The 25003-nt window shown below is 68.8% G+C and carries 22 protein-coding genes; 9 read left to right on the forward strand and 13 right to left on the reverse strand.

The features are described from left to right. Window positions 1-2: 2 nt before the first annotated feature. The 7 genes from AMYHA_RS13950 to AMYHA_RS27425 all read right to left on the reverse strand — a co-directional run bounded on the left by AMYHA_RS13950 (window position 3) and on the right by AMYHA_RS27425 (window position 7140). A complete protein-coding gene (locus tag AMYHA_RS13950) occupies window positions 3-893 on the reverse strand; it encodes a F510_1955 family glycosylhydrolase (RefSeq protein WP_051399899.1) in 891 nt (296 codons plus the stop codon). Window positions 894-994: 101 nt separating this feature from the next. Then, the gene (locus tag AMYHA_RS27050; RefSeq protein ID WP_157362107.1) at window positions 995-1186 is read right to left on the reverse strand and encodes a hypothetical protein; all 192 of its coding nucleotides are present in this window, start codon (window positions 1184-1186) and stop codon (window positions 995-997) included. Window positions 1187-1193: 7 nt separating this feature from the next. Next, window positions 1194-1670, reverse strand: a complete 477-nt coding sequence (locus AMYHA_RS13955; RefSeq protein ID WP_034271599.1) for an Hsp20/alpha crystallin family protein — start codon at window positions 1668-1670, stop codon at window positions 1194-1196. 6 nt (window positions 1671-1676) lie between these two features. Beyond that, entirely contained in the window at window positions 1677-3329 is a 1653-nt protein-coding gene (locus tag AMYHA_RS13960; RefSeq protein ID WP_051399900.1) for a BCCT family transporter, read from the reverse strand. 357 nt (window positions 3330-3686) lie between these two features. Then, a complete protein-coding gene (locus AMYHA_RS13965) occupies window positions 3687-5084 on the reverse strand; it encodes an FAD-binding oxidoreductase (protein WP_051399901.1) in 1398 nt (465 codons plus the stop codon). 140 nt (window positions 5085-5224) lie between these two features. Beyond that, window positions 5225-6856, reverse strand: coding sequence for a LuxR family transcriptional regulator (locus AMYHA_RS13970; protein ID WP_034271601.1), 1632 nt, complete (start codon window positions 6854-6856; stop codon window positions 5225-5227). Between the two features lie 131 nt (window positions 6857-6987). After that, a complete protein-coding gene (locus AMYHA_RS27425; protein ID WP_169732939.1) occupies window positions 6988-7140 on the reverse strand; it encodes a hypothetical protein in 153 nt (50 codons plus the stop codon). 874 nt (window positions 7141-8014) lie between these two features. On the opposite strand from AMYHA_RS27425, the gene AMYHA_RS13975 reads away from it, so the two are divergent. Next, window positions 8015-8815, forward strand: coding sequence for a lysozyme (locus tag AMYHA_RS13975; RefSeq protein ID WP_157362537.1), 801 nt, complete (start codon window positions 8015-8017; stop codon window positions 8813-8815). Window positions 8816-9082: 267 nt separating this feature from the next. On the opposite strand, the gene AMYHA_RS13980 is transcribed toward AMYHA_RS13975, so the two are convergent. The 3 genes from AMYHA_RS13980 to AMYHA_RS13990 all read right to left on the reverse strand — a co-directional run bounded on the left by AMYHA_RS13980 (window position 9083) and on the right by AMYHA_RS13990 (window position 12679). Then, a complete protein-coding gene (locus AMYHA_RS13980; RefSeq protein WP_051399902.1) occupies window positions 9083-10243 on the reverse strand; it encodes an HNH endonuclease in 1161 nt (386 codons plus the stop codon). 432 nt (window positions 10244-10675) lie between these two features. Then, window positions 10676-11635 (reverse strand): non-homologous end-joining DNA ligase, encoded by a 960-nt coding sequence (gene ligD, locus AMYHA_RS13985; protein ID WP_034271603.1) that lies wholly within the window; start codon window positions 11633-11635, stop codon window positions 10676-10678. A gap of 84 nt (window positions 11636-11719) precedes the next feature. After that, the gene (locus AMYHA_RS13990; protein ID WP_034271605.1) at window positions 11720-12679 is read right to left on the reverse strand and encodes a threonine ammonia-lyase; all 960 of its coding nucleotides are present in this window, start codon (window positions 12677-12679) and stop codon (window positions 11720-11722) included. Window positions 12680-12759: 80 nt separating this feature from the next. Between AMYHA_RS13990 and AMYHA_RS13995 the strand changes: the two genes are divergently transcribed. The 5 genes from AMYHA_RS13995 to AMYHA_RS14015 all read left to right on the forward strand — a co-directional run bounded on the left by AMYHA_RS13995 (window position 12760) and on the right by AMYHA_RS14015 (window position 18727). Then, window positions 12760-13656, forward strand: coding sequence for a LysR family transcriptional regulator (locus AMYHA_RS13995; protein WP_034271607.1), 897 nt, complete (start codon window positions 12760-12762; stop codon window positions 13654-13656). Window positions 13657-13825: 169 nt separating this feature from the next. Then, entirely contained in the window at window positions 13826-15358 is a 1533-nt protein-coding gene (locus tag AMYHA_RS14000; RefSeq protein ID WP_196776895.1) for an ABC transporter substrate-binding protein, read from the forward strand. Continuing rightward, window positions 15358-16329: an ABC transporter permease gene (locus AMYHA_RS14005; protein WP_034271609.1), complete on the forward strand. Its 972-nt coding sequence runs from the start codon at window positions 15358-15360 to the stop codon at window positions 16327-16329. Before AMYHA_RS14000 ends, AMYHA_RS14005 begins: the two co-directional genes overlap by 1 nt. A 215-nt stretch (window positions 16330-16544) precedes the next feature. Continuing rightward, window positions 16545-17291, forward strand: coding sequence for an ABC transporter permease (locus AMYHA_RS14010; protein ID WP_231104751.1), 747 nt, complete (start codon window positions 16545-16547; stop codon window positions 17289-17291). After that, window positions 17288-18727: an ABC transporter ATP-binding protein gene (locus tag AMYHA_RS14015; protein ID WP_034271611.1), complete on the forward strand. Its 1440-nt coding sequence runs from the start codon at window positions 17288-17290 to the stop codon at window positions 18725-18727. The genes AMYHA_RS14010 and AMYHA_RS14015 overlap by 4 nt, the downstream gene beginning before the upstream one ends. 12 nt (window positions 18728-18739) lie before the next feature. On the opposite strand, the gene AMYHA_RS14020 is transcribed toward AMYHA_RS14015, so the two are convergent. Next, window positions 18740-20485 carry a hydroxysqualene dehydroxylase gene (locus AMYHA_RS14020; RefSeq protein ID WP_034271613.1) on the reverse strand — a complete coding sequence of 582 codons (1746 nt, stop codon included), beginning with the start codon at window positions 20483-20485 and terminating at the stop codon, window positions 18740-18742. A gap of 116 nt (window positions 20486-20601) precedes the next feature. Beyond that, on the reverse strand, window positions 20602-22236 hold the full coding sequence (locus AMYHA_RS14025) for a LuxR family transcriptional regulator (protein ID WP_034271615.1): 1635 nt from the start codon (window positions 22234-22236) through the stop codon (window positions 20602-20604). Between the two features lie 125 nt (window positions 22237-22361). Here AMYHA_RS14025 and AMYHA_RS14030 point away from each other — a divergent pair, with 125 nt between their 5' ends. The 3 genes from AMYHA_RS14030 to AMYHA_RS14040 all read left to right on the forward strand — a co-directional run bounded on the left by AMYHA_RS14030 (window position 22362) and on the right by AMYHA_RS14040 (window position 24531). Further along, a complete protein-coding gene (locus tag AMYHA_RS14030) occupies window positions 22362-23165 on the forward strand; it encodes a class I SAM-dependent methyltransferase (RefSeq protein ID WP_034271617.1) in 804 nt (267 codons plus the stop codon). A 146-nt stretch (window positions 23166-23311) separates the two neighbouring features. Further along, complete coding sequence (locus AMYHA_RS25790; RefSeq protein ID WP_051399903.1) at window positions 23312-23707, forward strand: YybH family protein; 396 nt, start codon at window positions 23312-23314, stop codon at window positions 23705-23707. Next, on the forward strand, window positions 23704-24531 hold the full coding sequence (locus AMYHA_RS14040; protein WP_034271619.1) for an RNA polymerase sigma factor: 828 nt from the start codon (window positions 23704-23706) through the stop codon (window positions 24529-24531). The genes AMYHA_RS25790 and AMYHA_RS14040 overlap by 4 nt, the downstream gene beginning before the upstream one ends. Before the next feature lie 43 nt (window positions 24532-24574). Here AMYHA_RS14040 and AMYHA_RS14045 read toward each other — a convergent pair whose 3' ends face one another. Further along, window positions 24575-24994 (reverse strand): organic hydroperoxide resistance protein, encoded by a 420-nt coding sequence (locus tag AMYHA_RS14045; protein ID WP_231104953.1) that lies wholly within the window; start codon window positions 24992-24994, stop codon window positions 24575-24577. Window positions 24995-25003 lie beyond the last annotated feature (9 nt).

Below are 25003 nucleotides of genomic sequence, written 5' to 3' on the forward strand. Positions count from 1 at the left end.
CGTCACAGCTGCTGGAACACCGTGAAGGACTCGCCGTTGTCGTCCGAGTAGTGGATCGCGCCCTCGGTCGCGACGTACACCTCGGAGTCATCGTGCACGAGAATCGCTTGCGGTCCGCCGGCCACCGAGCCGACCTGCGACCACGACGCGCCACCGTCGTCGCTGCGATACACCTGGCCATCCGGCGATACGCCCAGCAGCCGATTGGCGTCGGCCCAGTCGATGAAGAACAGCGTCGGCGACCCGTCGATCGGCGCGAAGTTCTCGCCGCCGTCGGTGCTGCGCTGGACGCCCTGCTCGGTGGTCGCCAGGATCTCGTCGGCGTCGTCCGGCGACACCGCGATGTCCGCCATCGGTACCCCAGCCCTGCTGTCCCACGACTGCTTGTCGTCGCTGACCATGATCTGCCCGGACTGGCTGTCGAACCCGTACACCTTGTCGTGCTTGGCTTCCATCGCGTGGAAGTCCGCCTCACCCGACAGCGACAACGGCTGCCACGTCTGCCCCGCGTCGGTGCTCTCGATCAGCCCCAGGTGCGGCGGCTGCTCAGTGTCCTCGGGTCCGGGGTGCCCGCTGCCAAGGAAGTGATCCGGACCGACCACGGTAAACCCCATGAAGTCCTGGGTCCGCCCGGCGATCTGCTCCGGCTGCCCCTCCCCCGTCACCAGGAACAGGCCGTGGTGGCTCGCCGCGTACAACTCGCCGTCCGCGGGATTGATACCCAAGCCGTGGATGTGCGCGAGATCCACATGACCACCGTGGTCGCCATGGGCATCGGTGTCGGTGCCCGTGTCCGTGCCGGTGTCCGCGCCTGATCCGCAGCCACTCACCAGCACCGCCGCACCCGCCAGCACAGCGCCAGCCGTACGGAACCGCCACTTCCCGAAACCCATCGTCACTCCTTACGGCCTGCTGCATCCGGCGCACCCAATCTACTAAGCAGCTTCGTTGACACGCGCAGTGGGTGACGGTAGGGCCCTGATCTAGCAGGGCCCTACGAGGGATCCGGTGAGTACGGCGGCACGCTGACCGTGCGGGCGCCGGACCTGCCCTTGAGGATGACCTTCCGCAGCGTCACGTTGTTGCTGGTGTCCGTTTCGAATAGTCGTCCGTCCGGGTTCGCGGTGACCTCGACGTTTCTTGAGGCGTTTTGGTCGCTATGGCAACCAAAACGCCTCAAGATCAACTCACGCTCACTCCTTGGTGCGCACATCGATCCGAGCGGGACCGGTCGAGTCCACCGAGCCGCGCACGGCGACTTCGAGAACTCCCTCGTGGAAGCTGGCCTCGACGTCGTCCTCCGAGACGCCCTCGGGCAGCGTGATTTCCCGCCGGAACTGCCCATGCGCCCGTTCTCGCACGAGAAAGTCCTCGTGCTCGTCGTCGGTGCCGCGTGCCCCGGCGATCGTGAGCGTCCCCCGGGACAGGCTCACGTCCACGTCGCCGGGCTCGACGCCGGGCAGTTCGCACCGGATGAGGATGTCGGAGCCCTTGGCGAGGATGTCGGTGGTCGGGGTCCACGCATCCGTGTGACCTCGAGGTTGCTCCGGCACGGTTGTCGCTCCATCCGCGCCCGTCATGCGATCGGCGATGCGGTTCATCTCGCTGACGGTGTCGACGACGCCGCGAAACGGATTACGGCCCGCGTGCTTCTTGCGTCGTATGGCCATGATCGCTCAGTCCTTTGTTGACGGCTGATGGGTAGTCTCGCTCACGGGTTCTCGGTCGGCGGGGTCGTGCGCTCGGGCCTCGCTGGCGACCAGCCGCGACGCCGACGGCGACGCGGCTAGCGGTTCGTCGGCAAAGCCCTTGGCGATCCCGATAGCCAGCAACAACAGGGCGATTCCAAACGGCAGACCGGCGGTGATCGACGCGGCTTGCAGCGCTTCGAGAGCCAGCGCACCACCGACCCAGAGCAGCACCGCGGCGATGGCGCCCTCGGTGACCGCCCAGAACACTCGCAGTGCCCTGGACGGATCCGGGTTGCCACCGTTGGTGAGCATGTCCACCACGAGGGATCCGGAATCCGAGGACGTGGCGAAGAAGATCGCCACGACGAGTATGGTGAGCAGCGCGAGCGCGGTCGCCAGCCACCCAGTCAATGGCAGCGCGCCCAGCAGGGTGAACAGCGCCTCCTCCGGTGCGGCGCCCGCGATGTCGATGGCACCATTCATCTCGTAGAACAGGCCGGTTCCGCCGAGCACGGCGAACCACACGATCGACGCGACCACGGGAGCGAACAGCGAGCCCGCGATGAACTGGCGGATCGTGCGGCCGTAAGAAATACGGGCGATGAACATGCCGACGAACGGCGACCAGGACATCCACCAGCCCCAGTAGAACAACGTCCACGCGGCCTGCCACTCGGCTGCCTCCGGGTTCGTCTGCTGGTTGAACGTCTCGAAACTCATCCCGACGATGTTCTGCAGGTATTCACCGGTGTAGTCCGACAAACCGGTGAGGATGAACAGCTTGGGCCCGACCGCGAAGACCAACAGCATGAGAACGAGCGCCAGGCCGAGATTGAGCACCGATAGCCTGCGGATACCTTTGTCGATGCCCAGCACCACGCTGACAACGGCGATCGCGGTGATGAACGCGATGATCGCCAACTGGATGGTGGGATTGTTCGGGACTCCGAACACCTGGCCCAGTCCGGCATTGATCTGCTGGGCCCCGAGACCCAGCGAGGTGGCCAGCCCGAACAGCGTCCCGAACACGGCGAGGATGTCCACCACGTGGCCGACCCAGCCGTAGATCCGGTCACCGATCAGCGGGTACAGCCCAGCGGCAGGCCGGAGTGGCAGCCCTTTGCGGAAGCAGAAGTAGCCCATCGACAGCCCGAGGACGATGTAGATCGCCCATGGGTGCAGCCCCCAGTGGAAGATCGTGTAGCGCATCGCGTCGGCAGCACTACCCTCTCCGACCATCGGCGCGTTCGCCAAGTGATACGGGGCTTCGTAGACACCGAAGAACACCAGCCCGATCCCCATACCTGCGCTGAACAACATCGCGAACCACGGCAGCGTGTGGTACTCGGGCCGCGAGTCGTCCGGCCCGAGGCGAAGCCTGCCGTAGCGGCTGAGCATCACGCCGATGACGAACACGAGGAACAGCGTGGCCGCCAGGATGTAGAACCAGCCAAGGTTGGTGGTGATGAACTCAAGTACCGCGCTGGCAGCGCGGTCGGTCGCGTCGGTGAAGAATACACCCGCGACCAGGAACGCTGCGACGATGATCAGCGAAGTGAAAAAGACCGGCGGGCTGGTCTTGCGACGGAAGAACCCACCACGCTCCTCGGATTCCTTGGGTTGACCTGTCGTGGTCATATCCGGCCTCCTCGACGCACACTCCCGCACACGCGGCGCCATGGGCAGGTACTCGCTGTCGAGTCCCACTGTGTGGCGGCGCGTAAACGTCGCTGCCTGCTACGCGCCTAACATGCGTTCTGACCGAACTGCGGTAATTGCCGTGACCGCCTCCGACGTGCCGAGAATTCGGCCCAAAGCGGGTGCGCGACAGAGTCGTAGGTAACGCGAGTTGATCAGGGCTTCTTGATCGGGGACCCTGCCGATAGAACCAAAATGCATCCGATTTGTCCGGTTGAGATGGTCCTCAGCGCAGGGTCCCTGATCAACATTCCGGGTGAGAGACGCCGCGCGCACCGGTCATCGGGGCGGCCACCCCTACTCCGGCGTGCCGGGATCGATGTTCTGATTCAGGCGGAACAGGTTGCCAGGGTCGTAGCGGCGCTTCACCTCAACGAGCCGGTGATGGTTGTGCTGATAGTTGGCGCGGATCTGCGCCGCGTCGTCGTCCGACGAGAAGTTGACGTAACCGCCTGCCATCGCCGTCGGCCGCAGGGCGTCGTAGTAGGCGCGAGTCCAGGCGATGTTGGCCGCGTCGTCCGCCGGATCATGCCAGGTCGCGCCGATCCCGACGGCGAACGTCGCGTCGCGGTAACCGAACGCGGTGTCGTTCGGGCCGACCCGATGGCAGGCGCCGTCGATGGGGAAGATCAGCGTCGCTGACTCCGGTGACGGCAGTGTCGCCGCGAAGGAGACGTGCGCGTCGATCGCCCGGTCCGGCAGGCTGTCGTTGAAGCAGCCCTTCCAGTAGTGCCGCAACCCGAACGGCAGCAGGTCGTCGAACAATGTGTTGAGCATCGGGTACGGCATGCGGTCGACGAACTGGCCGACAGCTGGCCCGATCCGCTCGAGGCGGTCGCGGATGCGGTCGTCGTGCTCGCGCGGACCGCTCCAGCAGGTCAGCACCGCGCACACGGGCTTGCCGTGCCACGCCTCCGGTACGAACGGCGCGGGCGGGGCCTGGACGAGCCCGAGGACGAGGTTCAGCTCCTCGGGCGCGTCGGCCAGCAGGTCGAGGTAGCCGTGCACGACCTCGCTGTCCAGTGGGTAGAACGTCGGACCGCCGAGGATGTCCGCGATCGGGTGCAGCCGGTACTCGAACGACGTCACCACACCGAAGTTGCCGCCACCGCCGCGCAGCGCCCAGAACAGCTCCGGGTGCTCGTCCGCGCTGCAGGTGAGCAGGCGACCGTCCGCCGTGACGACGTCGGCGCTGAGCAGGTTGTCGCAGCTCAGTCCGCACCGTCGAGCGAGATGGCCGAGCCCGCCGCCCAGTGTCAGCCCCGCGATGCCGGTGCTGGACACGATCCCACCGGTGACCGCGAGGCCGAAGGCGTGCGTGGCGTGGTTCAGGTCGCCCCAGGTCAGCCCTGGCTCGGCGCGCACCGTCCTGCGCCGCGGGTCGACGCGCAGGCCGCGCATCGCTCCCAGATCGAGTACGAGACCGTCGTCGCAGGTGCCGAATCCCGCGATGCCGTGCGAGCCGCCCCGCACAGCGAGCGGCAACTCGTGATCGCGGGCGGCCGTCACGGTCGCGACGACGTCGGCGGCGCTCGCGGCCCGCACCACGGCGCCCGGCCGCCGATCGTGGATCACGTTGTAGATCGTGCGCGCGTCGTCGTAGCCGTCGTCGCCCGGCTCGAACACCGGACCGCGGACGGCCGCGCGCAGAGTCTCGACCACTGCGGGGTCGACGGGTGCGTCGATGATGGTCATGGTGTGCCTCCCAAAACTCGGTGTCGCTCGAGAAACTCGTGTCGCTCGAGTCTCGGTCGGCAGGGACGGTGTACACATCGCGCGAACGCCCCAACCCCGTGCCATGGCAGATGGGGCGAACGCGCCAGGTGAATCGGCGGTCAGGCGAGGTCGTGGGTATGGGCGAAGGCGGCCGCCGCAGCGCGCGTCGACACCCCGAGCTTGGTGTAGATGTTGTCGAGGTGGCGCGAGACGGTGTGTGTGCTGATGACCAGCTCGGCGGCGATGTCGCGGTTGCTCTTCCCTTCGGCGACGAGCCGCAACACCTCGAGCTGGCGCGCGGTCAGCCCGGACGGGAGTTGCGGGCTGGTACCGAGGAGTTCGTCGACCCGGCGCAGTCCGGCGACCGACCCGAGCCGCTCGAAGGCCGACCGTGCCGCGCGCAGTTCCAGCTCCGCCGTGTCGTGGTCGCCCGCTGCCCGGCACGCCGCCGCGAGCAGCAGCCGCGCTTGCGCCGCCTCATACGGCAGCTCAAGATCGAGCCACAACGTGCGGGCACGACGTAGCCGGTTGAGCGCGTCCACCACCTCGCCGTCCGCTACGGCGATCGCGCCGCGCGCCTCCAGCGCCACCGCGTTGAGCAACTTCGCGCCCGACTCCCGCGCCATCGTCTCGAGATCACGCGCGGCCGCACGGCCTGTATCGAGGTCACCGACGGCGACGCTCACCTCAACCTGAGCCGCGAGCAATCGCGCTCTGGCGAGCCCGTGCCAGTCGCCACCCGCCACGCAGGACGCCAGCGCCGTGGCCGCCGCCTCTCCCCTGCCCTGCGCGAGCCGAAGCAGCGCGAGGCCAGGCTGCGGATCGCGGCCGAGCTCGTGCGCGGTCAGGAACGCGTCCTCAGCACCGGCGAGATCGCCCATGCGTCGTCGCAATTCGCCCGCGACGTAGAACGACTCACCAGCCATGTTCGGGTGGTAGTTCATCAGTTCCCGGCACGCACGCTCGGCTTCCGTACCCGCCTCGTCCCACGCGCCACCGAGGCCGAGCAGTTCGACATGGTGGACCCGGCACAGGCCGTGGAACGGCGTCCCGGCGGGCAGCGTCGCGCACCACGCCATGGCGGCGTCGTTCCAGGCAGTCGCCCGGCCGATATCGGACAGCTCGTAACAGACCGGGACCGCCAGGCAGTACAGCCATCCGGTGACCAGGTCGCTCAGTGCGCCCGCCATGACGTCGCACATCACCTCGTCGAGCCAGGCGAGGCCGGTCGACGTCTCCCCCGCGTTGATGAGCAGCGTGCCTTCGAGCAGGCGGGCCATCGCGACAACGTCCTGGCTGCCGCAGCGGACGCCGATGTCGGTCATGCGCCGGGCGAGCCGCAGGGCCTCGTCATGGTTCCCCGCCGCTGCCGCGCGCTCGGCCTCCGAGAAGGTCAGAAAGCCCTGCTCCGCGCACTCCGGTTCGTCGGCGAGGTGTCGCCGCGCCTTTGTCAGCCACCCCGATGCCAGCGCGTCCTTGCCGATGAAGCCGTACTCCGTCGCCAGCATCCACGCGTGGTATCCGGCCCGGCGAGTGTCCCCGGCCGCGATATACGCGGCGTGCGCTCGCCTGCGGACGGCCAGCGACTCCTCGACCCGCGACAGCCACCAGGCGGCGTCCGCGAGGGCTTCTAGATCCTCTGGCCCGAGCGAGTCCAGGTCCCGATCGCGCAGCAGCTCGTACACCTCGGGCCACCCGCCACGGTTGGCCTGAGTGACAGCCTGCTCCAGCCCCGCACGATTTCCGGGCATCAGCGCCTTTCCGGTCAGCGATCAAACTCACCGTACAACGCGGATGGAGCTCTGTCCGACAACATCTCGGGCACCGATGTGGTCCTGAGCGCAGGACACGACGCACGCCGTACTTGACGTGCGGAGTCAGATCAACGGCGTTTCTTCGGATGCAGCAGGTTGTCGATCTGATCGGATTGAGCGCGATCTCGCTCGTTGGACTTTGTCTTCTTGGCGGCCCGCTTCTCCTTGAGTGTCTTGCCGGCCTTCTTGGACATGCTCTGGCGAGGGGACTTGTCAGCCATGATGGCTCTCCTAGCTGAGAGCCAGGGTGGCTCCGCTCCTTCGACACTACGCCTCGGACGTCTTTCGCGCTCGCGGCAAACGTCGCAGAACCCCGGCGATTCGGAGCGAGTGCCGCCCGCTCGGCGGCACCTCAACTAATCACCCGATAGTGGACGCAAGGAAATAAACCGCATAGGTTGTTGTTCGGAATAACTCGTTCGGGTGGCCGGGAGGCCCAATGAACAACACCACGTTGACCGTGACGGTCTCGTCCGCTCCGTCGTACCCCGCATTGGCGATGTAGCCACCATGCCCACGCCACGGTGGCGACAGGGATGGCGAGTGCGGGCTGCCCTCGCGACGGCGGTGGCCACCTCACTCGTCGTGAGCGTGTGGGGCGTGCATGGCCTCGCGAACCGCTCCCACAGCACCGACCTGACGACCAAGTCCGGGTCGTCCGCTCCCGCGCGGCATCAGCCTGCCGATTCGCGTCAGCGGGACGACACGTCGGCGTCAGGGCACGGGGCGCGCGCACCGAAGTCCACGGTTGGAGCGACTAAACGCGGTGCGGGGCAGGCCTGGGCGTCGCATACGTCGCCAGCGGTGGACTGGCTCAGTCCGCGCTCCTCGGTCATCGGATCCGCGCTCGCGCGGGTTCCGCTGGGTGCGTCCCAGTCCACGGGAACGCCGCGCTCTGATGGCACGACTCGTAACAACGACCAGGACGACCCCAACGCTCCGGAGTCAGGTGGCCAGCCAGACCCCGGCGCGCCAGACCTTCCCACCATCACACCGCCGTCGCGGCCGGACGCTCCAGATCCGCCCAAGGTCGACACGAGGAAGGCCAGCAAGGCCCTGGCAAACGCGAGAGCGGCGGTGACCGCCGTGCCGCGCATGGTCGACGGCATGGACATCGATGCTTACGTCCGCAAGTACAGCACCGAGATGGGATCGCAGATCCGGCGGGTCGAACGCCGCATCACCAGAACCGTGCCCGACACGAGCCCGCCCAAGGACAGCGGCAACCAGCCCCGTCGCGACAACCGGAAGCAGACCAGCCAGCGCCAGCAGCGCGGTGACGTCCGGGGCATCGACGTCAGCGGCTGGCAGAAGAACGTCAACTGGAAATACTGGTGGAAGAAGGGCAAGCGGTTCGCCTACGTCAAGGCCACCGAGGGCACCGGGTACAAGAACCCGTACTACTCCCAGCAGTACAACGGCTCCCGTAGGGTCGGCATGATCCGCGGCGCCTACCACTTCGCGCTACCCAACCGATCCAGCGGCGGTGCCCAGGCCGTCTACTTCGTCACGAACGGCGGCGGCTGGACGCGCGACGGCAAGACGTTACCCGGCGCGCTGGACCTTGAATGGAACCCGTACGGACCCGCCTGCTACGGCAAGTCGAAAGCCGGTATGCGGGCGTGGATCAAGGCGTTCCACGACACCTACGAGGCGCGCACCGGCCGCTGGCCCGTCATCTATACCTCCACCAGCTGGTGGAGCCACTGCGTCGGCGGCGGTCACGCTTTCGGCAAGACCGTTCCACTGTGGGTGGCGCGCTACTCCAGCAACGTCGGCGCGCTGCCTCCCGGCTGGAACCGCTACACCTTCTGGCAGTACAGCAGCGATCCGATCGATCAGAACAAGTTCAACGGCAACCACACACGGCTGCGGGCGCTGGCCAACGGCCGGTGACCACGCGGAGATCGCACGCGCTGGCCAAGCCGTCGAGGTGGTGCGATCGTTAGCGCATGAAGCGGGGAGCGAAAGGAAACCTGCCTGCTGAGATTTACCGCCCACTACATCGCGTACGCCGCGAAGACCGCATCCTGGCGAGTGGCGTCAATGTTCCCGCCCAGCGCGACACGCGTGCCCTCCTGTGAGCATGCGGCTGTGCCGCGGCCAGTGGTGCTGGTCGCGGTGGGCCGGTGTGTAGTTGTGGGGTGGGCTGTTTCGGGCCGCCTATCCGGCGGGCTGGCCGAGGGGTTCGGTGTGGGGTGTGGTGAACCGTCTCGGCTGACGTGCCGGATCAAGCCACGCGGGTGGGAGGCATTCGGGTGTGCCGGTGGTGGTCATGCGGATATCCCACCCGGCGTGGTGGACGAGTCGGTGGCAGGCGGTGCAGAGCAGGCAGAGGTTGTCGAGGGTGGTGGTGCCGCCGTGTTCCCACCAGTTGATGTGGTGGACCTGGCACCAGCGGACGGTGCGGGAGCACATGATGCAGCCGCCGTCGCGGGCGGCGAGGGCGCGGCGTTGGGCGCGGGTGGCGGTGCGCACCTCACGCCCCAGATCGAGGATTTCCCCGGTGGAGCCGAGGACGGCGGGGATGAGGCGGGCGTCGCAGGCCAGGCGGCGGGCTTGTTCGGCGGTGACCGGTAATTCCCAGTTCAGGGTGGGTGTGTCGCCCAGCATGTGCTGCACCGCCCGATCACTGTCGATGAGGGGGTCGCGGCGCAGCAGTTGGTCGAGGGTCATCGACACGGTCACGACCGGTGTTTCGCCGGCTTCGGTGGGGCGTGCGGTGGCGCGTTGGGTGTAGTCGAGCAGTTCGGCGAACGCATCCCCCTGGCGTTGGCCGGTGGTGCGCTGATCCGGCATGCCCTCCACCGTGGGCCGGGGCTTGGCCAGCGCCGACAGCAGCGTCTCCAGCAACTGTCCGGATTCGGAGTCGAGGGTGCCGCGCAGTTTGAGGCGGTTGTGGCGGGTCCAGGACCACACCAGTTCCCGCTCCGGCTCCGCCAACTCACCATCGTCGGTGGGTTCACGGCCGTCGGGGTCGAGCAGGGCGAGTAGGTGGCGTCCGGCGCGGCGCACCACCGCGGGTTGTGCCTGCCGCGCTAGATCGATCAGCGTCTTCTCGTAGCTGGCGCGTTCGGTGTCGTCGATGTCGGCGGGCATCGCGGCCATGGTCTCGCTGATCGCGTCCACATGACCGGGGTTGAGCACACCCTCAGCCGCGGCCCGCGCGGCCATGGGCGCGGCCGCGGGCTTCTCACTCGTCCCCTCGCGAGTGGGGTGCAGCAATGTCGCCCGCTTAGCGCGCTTGGTCGCCTCGGTGGTGCTGATCCGCAGCAGGTCGCGCTGCAGTGTCGCCAACGACGGATACCCATACGTAGCGAACACACCCCGCGCGACTGGATCTCGGCCAGCACCGCCGCCTGAGCAGCCTCGGCACGATTCCGCACCTCCTCGGCCGTGCGCAGCGCCTCAGCCAACTCCACGTCGGCCGCTTGCCACCAACCATACGGGCCGGGCACCGGAAGGAGGGCATCTGCGCTGCTCATACCCTTAAGACTACCCGCGCATCGAACGCGTGTTCTAGTCTCAGGTGTGGAACCCCTGTAGAACTTCCGCTGCACTTCCGTCGACATTCCCTCCCCGGGAGTGCGCACGGCTCGGTGCTCACGGCCGACTGCTGCCATGTCCTAAAAGGACACTGTGACCCGCAGGCCGCGATACCCAGGCAGGAGTAGCGAGACGCGGCGCCTCAGCGGACGAGACGGCTCCCATCTGGCACTGGAGCCGGCGACCTATGACGTACCGGCGGGCCGCGACCTACCGGTCCTTCGGCCGTTCGCCTGACGGACCGAGGCCGTCCCGGTCGGCCCACTCCAGCAACGGGTCCAGCGCGAACACCGCGTCGTCGATGCCGTCATGGAGGTCGCCCAGTTCGGCGAACCGCTTGGGCACGGTGGCGATGGTGAAGTCGCGCGGGTCGACGTCGGCGATCTCGTCCCACCGCACCGGGGTCGACACGCGGGCGTCCGGGAAACCGCGTACCGAGTAGGCGGCCGCGATGGTGTGATCGCGGGCGTTCTGGTTGTAGTCGATGAACAGGTCTTTCGGGTCACGGTCCCTGCGCCACCACTCGGAGGTCACGTCGTCCGGCGCGCGCCGCTCGACCTCACGGGCGAAAGCATGCGCGGCGCGGCGCACCTCGCCGAACGGGCGCTCAGGCGGGATGCGGACGTAGATGTGCAGCCCCCTGCCGCCGGACGTCTTCGGCCAGCCGGTCGCGCCGAGCTCGTCGAGCACCTCGTGCGCGACGCCTGCCACTCGCCGCACGCGGTCGAATGGGCACTCCGGCATCGGGTCGAGGTCGATGCGCCACTCGTCGGGCCGCTCGGTATCGGCGCGGCGGCTGTTCCACGGATGGAACTCCACAGTGGACATCTGCACTGCCCAGATGACCTCGGCGATCTTGGTGACGCACAGCTCGTTGGCGTACCGGTCATACCGGGGAAAGTGCACGCGCACGGTCTCCAGCCACGGCGGCGCACCCTGCGGGACCCGCTTCTGGTGCACCTTGTCGCCACTGACACCCTCGGGGAACCGGTGCATCATGCATGGCCGTTCCCGCAACGCGCGGACGATGCCCTCGCTCACCGCGAGGTAGTAGTTCACCAGGTCGAGCTTGGTCTCCCCGCGTTCGGGGAAGTACACCCGGTCGGGGTTGGTCAGCCGCACCGGATAGCCGTCGACCTCTAGCTCCACCGCCGGGCTCTTGCTCGCCATCCCGCCAACGTAACCTCCCGCGACTCGGAGCGGGTAGCGAAAGCCCACTCATCGGTGTCGTACCGCTGTGAGCCCCGTCGTCTCTCATCCCCTCGGGATGATGCGCCGCAGTTCCGCCTGGCTGGCGTTGGCCCCGGTGCACACGATCGCGACCCGTTTGCCAGCGAACCGGTCTCGCTGTGCCAGGACCGCGGCCAACGCCGCGGCACCCGCGCCTTCGGCGAGGGTGTGGGCGTCACGCAGCATGCTCCACTGCGCCGCGGCGATGTCCGCGTCGTCGACCAGCATGAAGTCGGTCAGCCGGTCCCGCAGGATCCGTTGGGTGAGTTCGAAGCCGCTGCCCGTCGCCAGCCCCTCGGCCGCGGTGGTGTTGGGACGCTCAACCACCTCGCCCGCGCGCCAGGAGTCGTGCGCTGCCGGTGACGCCGCCGACTGCACGGCGATGAACTCGCATCGGGGCGCCAACCGCGCCGTGACGATGCAGGCCGCCGCGGCACCACTGCCGCCGCCGACCGGCACCACGATCGCGTCGAGGTCCGGCTGCGTCCGGACGAGCTCCAGATACGCCGTCGCCACCCCGGCAACGAGCCGCGGCTCGTTGGCCGCACTGACCAAGCGCATGCCGCGCTCGGCGACCAGTTCGTGCGCCCGTGCGCTTGACTCGTCGAACGTCGCGCCGAACTCGACGAGTTCGGCGCCGAGCGCACGAACCGCCGCTGCCTTCGTCGGGTTCGCGTTCTCCGGCATCACGATGGTGCACGGCACGTCGAAGTGCCGCGCGGCGTAGGCGAGGGACTGGGCGTGGTTTCCCGTCGAGTAGCCGAGCACGCCCGCCGCCCGTTCCCGCTCGGGCATCGTGGCGAGCAGGTTGAGGCCGCCACGCACCTTGAACGCGCCGATTGGCTGCGTGTTCTCGTACTTGACGAAGATCTCCGCACCGGTGGCCGCTGACAGTGCGGTGGAGTGCCACATCGGGGTCGGCGGCAGCACCGGCGTGATCCGGTCGCGGGCATCGAGGACGTCGGTGAAGGTGGGAACGCGCATACCGCAACACTGACAACGGACCATCCATAGGTCCAATGCCAGTTTTCTCATGATCTATTGATGACATCTATAATTCTGGGATGGACCTGACGCGGCTCCGTGTACTGGTCGCCGTCGCGCGGGAAGGCTCGATCACGGCGGCGGCGCAGACGCTGCACTACGCCCAGCCGTCGGTCAGCCATCACATCGCACGGCTGGAATCCGACGTGGGAGTACCGCTGATCCGACGCGTGGGCCGCGGTATTCAGCTCACCGACGCGGGACAGCTGCTGGCGGCACGAGCGGAGGAGATCATCGGCAGGGTGTCCTCAGCCCAGGACGAACTCGCCGCGCACGCCGGCTTGCGCACCGGCAAGGTCCGGCTCGCCGCGTTCCCCTCCGCCCTCGCCACCCTCGTCCCGGCCGCGGCCGCCCGGTTCGCGGAGAAGCACCCGGACCTCGACCTGGCTCTGACCGAGTGCGAACCACCAGAAGCGCTCACCGCACTCCGCAATGGCGACGTCGACGTCGCGCTGGTCTTCGAGCACACCGACGCCACGACAGCGGCGGGATTCACCACGTCCACCGTGCTGGACGAACCGCTGTACGTGGTGTCGCGGGCGGACGCCCCGATCGACGGGCGACGCGACGAGCTGGCCAGCTACGCAGACCGGCGCTGGATCGCGGGGTGCGAGCGGTGCCGCATGCATCTGCTCGCCTCCTGCGCCCGAGCCGGGTTCACCCCCGATATCGCATTCGAGACCGACGACTACGTCGCCGCGCAGGCGCTGGTCGCCGCCGGGCTCGGCGTCACCACCCTGCCTGGCCTCGCGCTGGCGGCCAGCCGCCACGCCGGGGTTCGCGTGGATCGCATTCCCGACGACCATCGCCGGATCGTCGTCGCCACCTACGGCAGGCCGCCCGCGCCGCTGCCGGTTCAGGCGTTCCTCGACAGCCTCGCCGACTCGGTCACCGCGCCGTCGTGGCCGCAGGGCTGACGCCGGTCACTACGGGGAGGCACGTGGTGAGCACCGCGCTGCCGAGCCACGCACGAGAGAGCGTGCGGCGCATATCACAATTGACACTGGTAATCATTTTCAATAATTTCGCTGTCGTTCATTTCCGGTGTCGGAAGGCGGCAGCATGGGACGGTTCACGCGTACGGGCGTGACGACGGGACTTGTGGCGGTGCTCATGGCGAGCGCCGCATGCGGGAGTGGGGAGGCTGCGCGGTCCGATTCGGACACGTTGCGGATCGCGGGGCCGTTCGAGGTCCACAGCCTCGATCCGGCGTCGAGCGACGGCTTCTTCACCCGGCTGCAGGTGGTGGAGACGCTCGTGAGCAGCGACCTGCGGGGCGAGCTCATGCCGGGGCTGGCCACGTCGTGGGAGGACTCGCGGGGCACGCGGAGCTGGACGTTCCAGCTACCGGAGGACGTCCGCTTCCACGACGGCACGCCGGTGACCCCCGATGCCGTCGCGGCGTCCCTGAAGGCAGCGGCGGACGAGGCGGCCAGCCCGCTGGCCGACGCGCCGGTCGAGCGGATCACTCCGGTGGCGTCCGGGGTGCGGTTCGACCTCGCCGAGCCGTACCCGACCCTGCCCGCGGTGCTCACCCACTACAGCACGGCGGCCCTCGCTCCTGCCTCGTACGACGACAATGGCGAGGTCACCGAGGTCATCGGCACCGGCCCGTACGAGGTCGAGCGCGTGGAACTGCCCGCGTCGATCGAGGTCGCCCGGTTCGACGGCTGGCGTGGCGAACAGCCCGCTATCGAGCGGGTCCGGTTCCAGGCGGCGGGCCGCGCTGAGTCGCGGGCGCTCATGGCGGTCAGCGACCAGGCCGACGTGGTGTTCGGCCTCGAACCGGCTGGTCAGCAGCGAGTGGACGCGGCGGACGGCGTCCGGATGGAGTCCGCGCTCCAGCCGAGGACCCTGCTGCTCAAGGTCAACAACGACCACCCGATCCTCGGCGACGTCCGGGTGCGGCAGGCGCTAAGCCTTGCCCTCGACCGCGAGGGCATGGCCGAGGCCGTGCTCCGCGAGGCGGAGTTGGCAGCCACCCAGCTGTTGCCGCCGTCGCTGCGAACCTGGCATCAGCCCGGGCTCGACCCACTCGACCACGATCCCGATGCGGCACGGGACCTGCTGGCGGAGGCAGGCTGGACGCCGGGCGATGGCGGCACCATGCAGCGGGACGGCACCCCGCTGCGGCTCACGCTGACCACCTATCCCGACCGGCCGGAGCTGCCCGCACTGGCGACCGCGATCCAGGCCGCGCTGGCTGAGATCGGCGTCGAGCTCGAGGTCGACGTCACGAACTCAAGCGCGATCCCGGCCGGGCACGAGGACGGCTCCCTCGAACTCGGGCTGTTCGCCCGCCACTTCGCACTGGTCGCCGACCCGCTCGTCAGCGTGGCGGAGACCTTCGCGCCCGAAGGCGACGACTGGGGTGTGCTCGGCTGGCGTGACGCCGAGATGACCACAGCGATCGAGGAACTGTTCACGCAACCGGCAGCGGAGCAGGCAGCCGCGCACCGCGCCCGGATCGCCGAGACCGTCCAGCGGGAACTGCCGCTCATCCCGGTGGCCTGGTACCGGATGAACGCCGCCGTGACCGACCGGGTCGATGGCTTCGTGCTGGACCCGCTGGAGCGCACCTGGCGGATCACCGACCTGAGCTGGGCGGGCCAGAACTGATGAGCGGTACGCAACGTCAGCTCGTCGCCGCCGTGCTGCTGCGCAGGGCAGGACAGGCGGTAGGTGTCGCCCTTGTCGTCTCGGTGCTGTGCTTCGCCGTCGTCCGGCAGCTGCCAGGCGACGCGGCGTATCGGATCGCCGCGGGCCGTTACGGCGACGACCTGGTCGACGCGGACTCCGCCGCTGCCGTGCGGGCCGAGCTCGGTCTCGACCGTTCCGCCTGGCAGCAGCTGGGTGACTGGCTGGTCGACCTGCTCCGGCTCGACTTCGGCCGTTCCCTGGTGACCTCGCGGCCGGTCGTGGCGGAGGTCGGCTACTACCTGCTCGGCACGCTCCAGCTCACCGCGGTGGCGCTGGGGCTCGCCATTGTCATCGGCGGGCTCGCGGGCGTGCTCGCCGCCCGGTGTCCCGGTGGCTGGCTCGACCACATGACCACGGCGTGGGTGGCGCTGGTGCGCGCCCTGCCGCCGTTCCTGCTCGGCCTGCTGCTGATCCTGGTGCTGTCTGTCCACCTCGGACTGCTGCCCGCCGTCGGCCATGGCAGCTCGTCCAGCCTTGTGCTGCCCGCCTTGACGCTCGCGGTCGGCCTGTCCGGACTCATCGCCCGCGTCACCAGAGACACGGTCGTCGAGATCACCCGCTCGGAACACGTACGTTTCGCGCGTACCAAGGGACTCACCGAGCGCCTCGTCCTCGCCCGCCACGCGCTCCGCAACGCCGGCGTCGTGCTGGTGCCCTACCTGGGTGTGCAAGCGGCCATCCTGATCGAGGGCGTCGTCGTGGTGGAGAGCCTGTTCGCCTGGCAGGGACTCGGCCACGCGCTGGTGCACGCGGTGTTCTGGCGGGACGTGCCGGTGCTGCAAGCCACCGCACTCGTGCTCGCGCTGCTGGTGGTGGCCATCAACACCGTCGTGGACCTCGCCGTGCTGGGCCTCGATCCCCGGCCGCGCAAGCGGGAGGTGCTGGCGTGAGCACTGCTCGCAGGTGCGAACCATCAGACACGAGCACTGCTCGCAGGTGCGAACCATCAGACACGAGCACTGCTCGCAGGTGCGAACCATCAGACACGAGCACTGCTCGCAGGTGCGAATCGTCGGACACGACCCTGCTGCGATCGGACGCCACCGCAACGCCGTCCGATGACCGGCGCTGGTCGGCCGCCCGCATACTGGCGGCCTCTGTGCTCGTGGTGATCGCCGCTTTCGCGATCATCGGCCCGCTCATCCTGCCCGATCCGGCCGCACAGGACCTCGGCCGCTACCTCGAAGCGCCGAGCGCGTCCGAACCACTCGGACGCGACGACTACGGCCGGAGCGTGCTCGCCCGGCTGGCGCACGCCACGCGGCTCTCCCTGGTGTTCGCCGCACTGTGCGTCGGCACGGCGCTGGTGCTGGGGACGTCGGCGGGGATCGCATCGGCCTGGTTCGGCGGGTGGGCGGACGCCGCGCTGCGCGGGATCTCCGAGGTCTTCGTCGCCCTGCCCGCGCTGCTGGTCGTGCTGCTGTTCGCCGCTCTCGCCGCTGACGGCTCGCTCTGGACGCTCTACATCGGACTCGCGCTGGTGCAATGGGTGGAGTACTTCCGCGTCGTCCGGGCGCGCAGCAGCCTCGTGCTCGGCTCGCCAGCCGTCGAAGCCGCATCACTGCTGCGGCTGGGACCGGTGCATGTGCTGCGCAGGCACCTGTGGCCCGAGCTGCGCCCGCTGGTCACCACGCTCGCGGCACTCGGCATGGTGACGTGCATCCTCGCCGTCTCCACACTCGGCTTCATCAAGGTTGGCCTGCGGCCACCGCGCGCCGAGCTGGGCCTGATGGTCACCGAGGGCTTCCCGTTCTACGACGTGGCGCCCTGGATGTCCGTCGCCCCGGTGGCGGTGCTGTTCCTCATCACAGCCTGCTTCCTGGGCCTGCGTCGCTCGGAGGTCACGACATGAGCCTGCTCGAACTGCGCGACCTTGCCGTACGTCACGGCGACACCGCGCTCGTCGACGTCGCGGACATCAGTGTCAAGTCGGGCCAGGCGCTCACGATCGTCGGCGAGAGCGGCTCCGGCAAGTCGCTGCTCGCCCACGCGGTCATGGGCACGATCACCACCGGGCTGGCGGTCGAGGGCACGATGTCCCTGGACGGCGTCCACTACGACCTCGCCGATCGGGCGAACCGCAAGCACCACTGGGGCAGGGAGCTCGCGCTGCTCCCGCAGGAACCCGCGCTTGCCCTCGACCCCACGATGCGGGTGCGCGACCAGGTCGCAGAAGGGGCGCCTGGGTTCCGGTCCCGCCGCAAGGCGGCGCTGCGCCGTGCCGAGGACACGCTCGGCCGGCTCAACCTCGGACACGCCGCCCGCGCCTGGCCGCACACCCTCTCCGGCGGGATGGCGCAGCGCGTCGCGTACGCGGCCGCCACGATCGGCGGCGCCCGCGTGCTGATCGTCGACGAGCCGACCAAAGGACTGGACCGCGACTCGCTCGATCAGCTCGCCGACCTGCTCACCGAGCACGTCGCCACCGGTGGGCTACTGATCACGATCACCCACGACCTGCACCTCGCCCGCAAGCTCGGCGGCGAGCTGCTGGTGATGCGGGACGCCATCATCGTGGAGCGTGGCCCGGCGGATCGAGTGCTCACCACACCGGAGCACGACTACACCCGGCGGCTCGTCGCCGCGGAGCCCTCCCGCTGGCAGTACGAGTGGCTGGCCTCCCCCTTGGCAGACGCCACAGCCGACCCGGCGGCCGAGCCACTGGTCGCGGCCGAGAAGCTGGCGAAGTCCTACGGCGACACCGAACTGTTCCGGGACATCTCGCTGGAGATCCGGCCGGGCGAGCGATGGGCCTTGGCCGGGCCTAGCGGCGTCGGCAAGACCACGCTCGGCAACCTCCTACTGCGGCTCGGCGCGCCCGACGAGGGCACGGTGCGTCACCACAACGCCGTCGCGGGTGGCCGGTTGCAGAAGCTGTACCAGGACCCGGCACTGTCCTTCCCCGCGCGCGTCCGCCTGACGGATGCCATGCGCGACATCGTCCGCCGCCACGGCGTGCCGCCAGGACGGGTCGAGTCGCTGATGGCCACCCTCGGGCTCCCCGAAAGCCTCCTCCACCGGCTGCCCGGCCAGGTTTCCGGCGGCGAGCTGCAGCGGCTCGCGATCGTCCGCGCGATGTTGCTTGAACCGGCGCTGGTGTTCGCGGACGAGGCGACGTCCCGATTGGACCTGCTCACCCAGGAGCGCACCATGGACTGCCTCATGTCCGAACTCACGCGGACGGGCTGTGCACTGCTGCTTGTCACCCACGACCGGGAACTGGCAACCGCTGTCGCGGATCACCACCTGCGGCTCGACCAGGCAGTACATCCGGTGGCTGTCCCGTGAACCCCGCGGCGATCACGGGCGGTCGAACATGTTGGGCAGACCAGCCCGGTACAGCTGGGCGTCGGTGCGTTTCAGCGCCTCCAACTCCGGTGGGTTGTACAGCTCGAACACCGGGGCGCGCTCCGCGTTGGAGCCGGCGGCGTCCAGCAGTGCGTTGACAGCCCGCCGGGCGGCCTCGTTGGCGCCCTCCATCGTCGCCAGGTCCACACTGGTCCGCACGTGGTCGCCCGCCAGAAACAGGTTCGGCACGAGCGTGCGAGCCTCGGGGCGCTTCTCCCACGAGCTGACCGTGTTGATCAGCAACGGCTCCTCATTGCTGTTCTCCCCTGTCTCCGGATGCCACTGGATCGCGGGGTCGAGGAACCACGAACGGTACTCCGGCAACGTCCACTTGCCGGTGTCTTCCAGGTGGTCGCGGAGCTGCGCCCAGGTCTCGACGGCGATCTCCTCAGGGGTGCAGCGCTTGGCTGGCTTGCCGAAGCGGATACCCGGCGTGTCCCAGTCAGAGATGTCGACCGACAAGCAGTCGACCGCGCGGCCGTCGCCGTAGTCGCGCGCGAAGTCCCGGTGCTCCCAGAATTGCGCCTGGGTGAGCGCGGTGATCGCCCACGGCGAGTCGAGGCAGGCGATGTGGCCGTGGGTGATGTCGACCGTGTCAGCGAGGTAGTACTGGATGCCGGTCATCCAGTCGGCGAACAGGTCGTCCATCAGCTCAAGGCTCGGGTCGAGCGCCAGTATCTCGGGGGACCACAGCTGCCGGGCCCGCTCCATGGGCATCGCGCAGACGAACCAGTCCGCCTCGACCTCCGTGGCATGTCCCTCGGCGTCGCGGACCCGCGCCGAGGTGACCCGCCCGCCGCCGACCGTGAGCGCTTCCACCGCCTGTCCGATGTGGAACCGCACGCCCAGCGCCCGCAGCAGCCGCACCCACGGGTCGATCCATGCTTCGTTCGTGGGGGCGTTGAGCACCCGGTCCAGTTCGCCTTCGCTGCCTCGGCCCATCATGTTCATCAGGAACGCCTCGGCCATCGTGCCGATCGTCCGCGTGCTCGCGGTGTCCTCCTTGGCGGCGACCAGGGTGGTCGTCATGCCACGGGCGACGACCGTGCGGTACTCGTCGGAGTACTCGTGGGCCCGCACATAGTCCATCCAGTTGCGGTGTTCCCACTGCCCGAAGCGCCGCTCGTCACTGCTGGTCAGGAACACGATCAGCCGGTTGGCGAAGAACTCAGCCTCCCACGGCGCGATGCCGCGCTGCCGGAGTATCTCCTCCACGATGATCCGCTGCAAACCTTCCGGGGTGAACTCCGACTGGTGCGGCAGGAAGCCGAACATCGCCGAGTCAGCGCGGCCTCGGTTGCGGGCGAAGATGCCGTCGGACGCCGTCACCAGGTTGTCCCACACACCGTTGGGATTGCCAGGAAACGGCGTGCGCCGCATGCTGTCCGGCACGTTGTGGTAAAAGCCGGGGAAGAATCGGAACCCGTGCTCTCCCGGCAGGTCCCGCCTGCCCCCAACACCGGTGCCAGCGACGTCGATGCTGCGCGCCTTGCCGCCCAGCGCCTTGCGCTCGTAGACGTCGACCTCGAAACCCCGTTCGGCCAGCTCGTGCGCGGCGGCCAGCCCGGCCATGCCGCCACCCAGCACGGCGACCCGCTTGCCAGGTGTGGCAGCGAGCGCGGGCGCGCCCAATCCGGTCGCCGCGGCCGCGAGCGCGGCACTCTCCAGAAAACGTCGGCGAGTGAGTCCGCCAGCCATGCTTGTCCTCCTTTTTGACGAGGCGACAACAGCATTAACGGCGGACGTCTCCCGGTGGTTACGCAATGACCGGCATAGACCCACGCGCTCCGCGCTACTCCCCACCCACCGGGCACTCACGATTCGTCGCGCAGTGCGTGCACGACGGCCTCAGCCCGCGTGGTGACGCCGAGCTTGCCGAAGATGCTGCTGACGTGGTGTTCCACAGTCCGTTTGCTGATGTAGAGCCGCGTCGCGATCTCGTCGTTCGTCAGGCCCTCCGCGATGCGGGCCAGTACCTCGGACTCACGTCGGGTGAGCGCCCCCGCCCCTCGGGGCGCGGTCCGCCCGGATTGGCCGAGGCTGCGCAGGTGGCTGGCGGTGGCGTCCGCATCGGTGACGGCGGCGAGCGCGTCGAACGCGGCGAGTGCCGAGCGGGCCTCCGCGACCGCCACCTCGGGGACGGTGTCGGCGAGGAGTTGCGATATCGCCAGTCGGGTCCGCGCCTCTTCCAGCGGAAGTTCCGACGCGGCGAACTGCGGCAGCGCCGCTTCAAGGTGACCGAGGGCAGCGGGTTCGCCAGCGGCCGCGCAGACGATCCCGGCGGTGTACTCGGCGAGTGCTCGGAAGCGCGGCACATCCGACTCGGCCGCGATCGCGGCCAGTCGGCGGCAGAGCGCACGCGCCTCCTCGACCCGGCCACCTGCCAGCTCCACCTCGGCGAGCAACGCGAGTTCGGGCGCGTACATCGCGTGATCGCCCGAGTTTGGCAGGAAGCGCCGCAGGATGCGACGCGCGACATCGCACTCACCGCGTGCCAGGTGCAGTCGGGCGAGTGGACGAACGGCGTAGGAGTCGAACTCGGACCCGGCGAGCAGCCTGGCTGCCTCGTCGTAGCGCCCCTGCCGCACTCGCAGGTCCGCGAGCCGCACGATGGCGCTGGAGCGCAAGGCGCCGTAGCTGGCGTCATAGAGCGCGATCGACGACTCCAGCTCGCGCTCGGCGTCCTCCCATCGCCCGGCGGCGGTCAGCACGCCGCCGTAGTGGGTACGGCAGATCGCCGACACCCAGGGCGCGTTCGACCGGGAGCCGAACGACGTCCCTATCGTCATCCACTGCCGGACACGCCGGACGTCCATCGTCAGCTCGCAGCACAGCAGCATGTGGCAGTAGATCTCGCCCGCCGTGTCGTAGTCGGACACCTCACCGCTTGTCGCGGCAGTGGCCGCCTCGTCGAGCCTGCGCATCCCCTCGGCGATGCGACCAGCAAGCACCAGGGCGGTACCCTCGTGACCGAGCGCGCAGAATCGCAGGTTGGCGTCCCCGAACACGTCGGCGATCCGGGTGGCCTCGCGGACGTGGACGTCCTTTTCGGCCGGATCGTCGGTGATTCGGGCTTCCGCCAGCGCTACCCAGCCCGCCTCCACGCACTCCCCTGCTTCCTTCGCCAGGCTCCGTGCCCGCGCCAGCCAGCCCGCGGCCACCGCCTCATTGCCATAGACCGCAGCGTGCAGCGCGCACAACACGCGTCCCGCGATGAACATCGGCAGCCTGATCTGGCCGAGGTCGCGAGCGGCGACATAGGCGCGCTCGTAGTACTCGATCGCCTCGCGGTAGTCGCCCGACCATTCAACGGCACGGGCGAGGTGGTACAGCGTTTCCGCCGTCTCCTCTCGCAGCAGCGCGTCCGAGAGCAACGACCGTGCCCGCGCCCAGTCGCCCTCATCCAACGCGGCCTTGCCCGCGTCGAGCAGATCAGCCCCGGAGCTCATCGTGGTATCAGCATGCCACCGCGAACCAGACAGCACAGAATACGTGCCGGAATAGGTACACGCACCCGTGTTTCGCGCTCATGGTCGGCCGATGCTCGTCGGTGAAACCGAGCAAGGAGGACGACATGGCCAGCCCAGAGACATTCCAGATCCCGTTAGAAGCCGCCGAGCTGTACGAGTCGCGGTTCGTCCCCGCGATCTTCGCCGAGTGGGCGCCACTGCTGGTGGACGCAGCGGGCGTCGGCCCAGGCCAGGCGGTGCTCGACGTCGCCTGCGGCACCGGCATCGTCGCCCGCACCGCGGCAGACCGCATCGGCTCCGCCGGCGCGGTCATCGGACTCGACCGCAACGAGGCGATGCTCACCGTGGCGCGGCGGGTGCGCCCCGATCTGACCTGGCAGCAAGGCGACGTGGCCAACCTGCCGTTCCCCGCGCGAACCTTCGACACCGTGTTGTGCCAGATGGCGCTCATGTACTTCCCCGACCAGGTCAAGGCCATCGCGGAGATGGCGCGGGTAACGACAGCAGGCGGCACTGTCGCGATCGCCGTGCCCGCCAGTCTTACTGACCAGCCCGCATACGAGCCGCTGGCCGATGTCGTCATCGAAGCGGCAGGAGCCGAAGCGGGTGCCCTGATCACGGAGACCCAGTGGTCCTGCGGTGACCTCGACCAGCTTCGTGGCTGGTTCGACGCGGCAGGTCTGCGTGTCGAGACCACGCGGACGCATCTTGGCGCGGCACGCTTCGGCTCCATCGACGAGCTGGTCGCGACCGAGGTGGAGGGGTCACCGTTGATCAGCCGCATCGACCACGCAACCTACGACGACATCACACGCGGCGCCCGACGCGCGTTGCGGCCCTTCGTCACCGACACCGGCGCCGTGCACGCTCCGCTGCGTGGCCACATCGTCGTCGGCCGGGTCACCTGACTCGACACGACCACATGCGCACCGACGTCGCGGCCACGGCTCGCTGTCCGGAACTGTCTCCGGCACACCGGTCACAAGCCAGGCGTCCGAGACGTCCAACTCTCTGACGCCATCGTTGGGATGGTGCAGTTGGAAAGGAGACGACGATGACCGAACGTTCCGTTCCCGGGACCCCCGGGGAGTTGCTTGAACTGGTCGCCGCGCACGCCGCCACGGGCGACGTCGACGCACTGGTCGCACTGCACAGCGATGATGCGGTCTTCCAGCCGGAGCCAGCCGTTGTGTATCGTGGTCATGACGAGATCAGGGCGGCGCTGAAGGAGTTCACGACGCTCAACCCGCGGATCACCTATCACGGCGAGCGCGACGTCGTTCAGGCGGGTACTGTCGCACTGGTGGCGAGCAGGTGGTCCATGACGGGTACGGCCCCGGACGGGTCGACCGTCCGCGAGGGCGGGCTCAGCGCCGACGTCCTCCGGCAACGTGACGACGGTTCCTGGTGCGTCGTGATCAACCAACCGCGCGGCGAGCCGATTACATGACCGATGCAACGCCGGACGAGCTCGCCCTACTCGCGGGACGGGCCAAGGATGGCGACGCCGACGCGTTGACCACCCTGCTGGCGGCGATCACCGATCGGGTGTACCGGTTGGCGTTGCGCATGGTCACGCAACCCGCCGACGCGGAGGACGCGACGCAGGAGATCCTGATCCGGATCATGACGAAGCTGTCGACGTTCCGTGGCGACGCGGCGTTCCTGACGTGGGTGCACCGGATCGCGGTGAACCATCTGCTCGATCGGAAGCGGAGTCCGGTCGAGCAGATGGAACTCACCTTCGACGCCTACACCGAGGGCCTGCTCGACGGACTGGCGACGACGTCGAGCACGTCGCCTGACGCGGAGCTGCTGGCCGAGGAAGTACGGCTTGCCTGCACGCAGGCGATGCTGACCTGCCTCGATCGGGAGCACCGGCTCGCCTACGTGCTGGGCGAGGTCTTCCAGATCGCGTCGGAGGAAGCAGCCGAGATCTGCGAGGTACCCGCGGCCACGTACCGCAAGCGGCTGTCACGGGCGAGGACGCGCATCCGGGAGTTCGTCGGGCGCAACTGCGGTCTCGTCAATCGCGCCGCCCCGTGCCGGTGCGAGCGCAGGATCGACGTCGCCGTGAGCACCGGGCGGATCGACCCGCGACAACCAGAGTTCGCCACGCATCCGGTGACAACGGCCCGTGCCGAGATGGGCGAGTTATTCGACGCCGCCACGCTGTTCCGCAGTCACCCCGAATACGCGGCACCGGAACGGTTGCGGAGCCGGGTGAGCGAACTGGTGCGCTCCGGCCGCTACCTCGTGCTCGACGGGAACTAGAGCGCCGCGGTGGCCCGTTCGCGTCAGCTACAGCGGGCCACCGTCAGGCGACTCGCACGTCCACGTCGATGTTGCCGCGCGTGGCGTTGGAGTAGGGGCACACCTGGTGCGCCGCGTCCGCCAAGGCCCGCGCGGTGTCCGGCTCGACGCCGGGCACGTCGACCTCCAACGTCACCGTCAGGCCGTAGCCCTGACCGTCGGGGCCGATGCCGACGGCCGCGGTCACCGAGGAGCCAGCGACGGACGTCTTCTGCTTGCGCGCCACCAGCTGCAGGGCACTGTGGAAGCAGGCCGCGAAACCCGCGGCGAACAACTGCTCGGGGTTAGTGCCGTCGCCGCCCGCGCCGCCCAGCTCCTTCGGGACGCTCAGGTCGGTGACGAGGGCGCGGTCGGATGACTCGACCTGCCCGTCACGACCAGAGCCGGTCGCGGTGGCTGTGGCGGTGTAGAGCGTCTTCACGATGGATCTCCC

Source organism: Haloechinothrix halophila YIM 93223, assembly GCF_000504245.1.
GTDB lineage: Bacteria > Actinomycetota > Actinomycetes > Mycobacteriales > Pseudonocardiaceae > Haloechinothrix_A > Haloechinothrix_A halophila.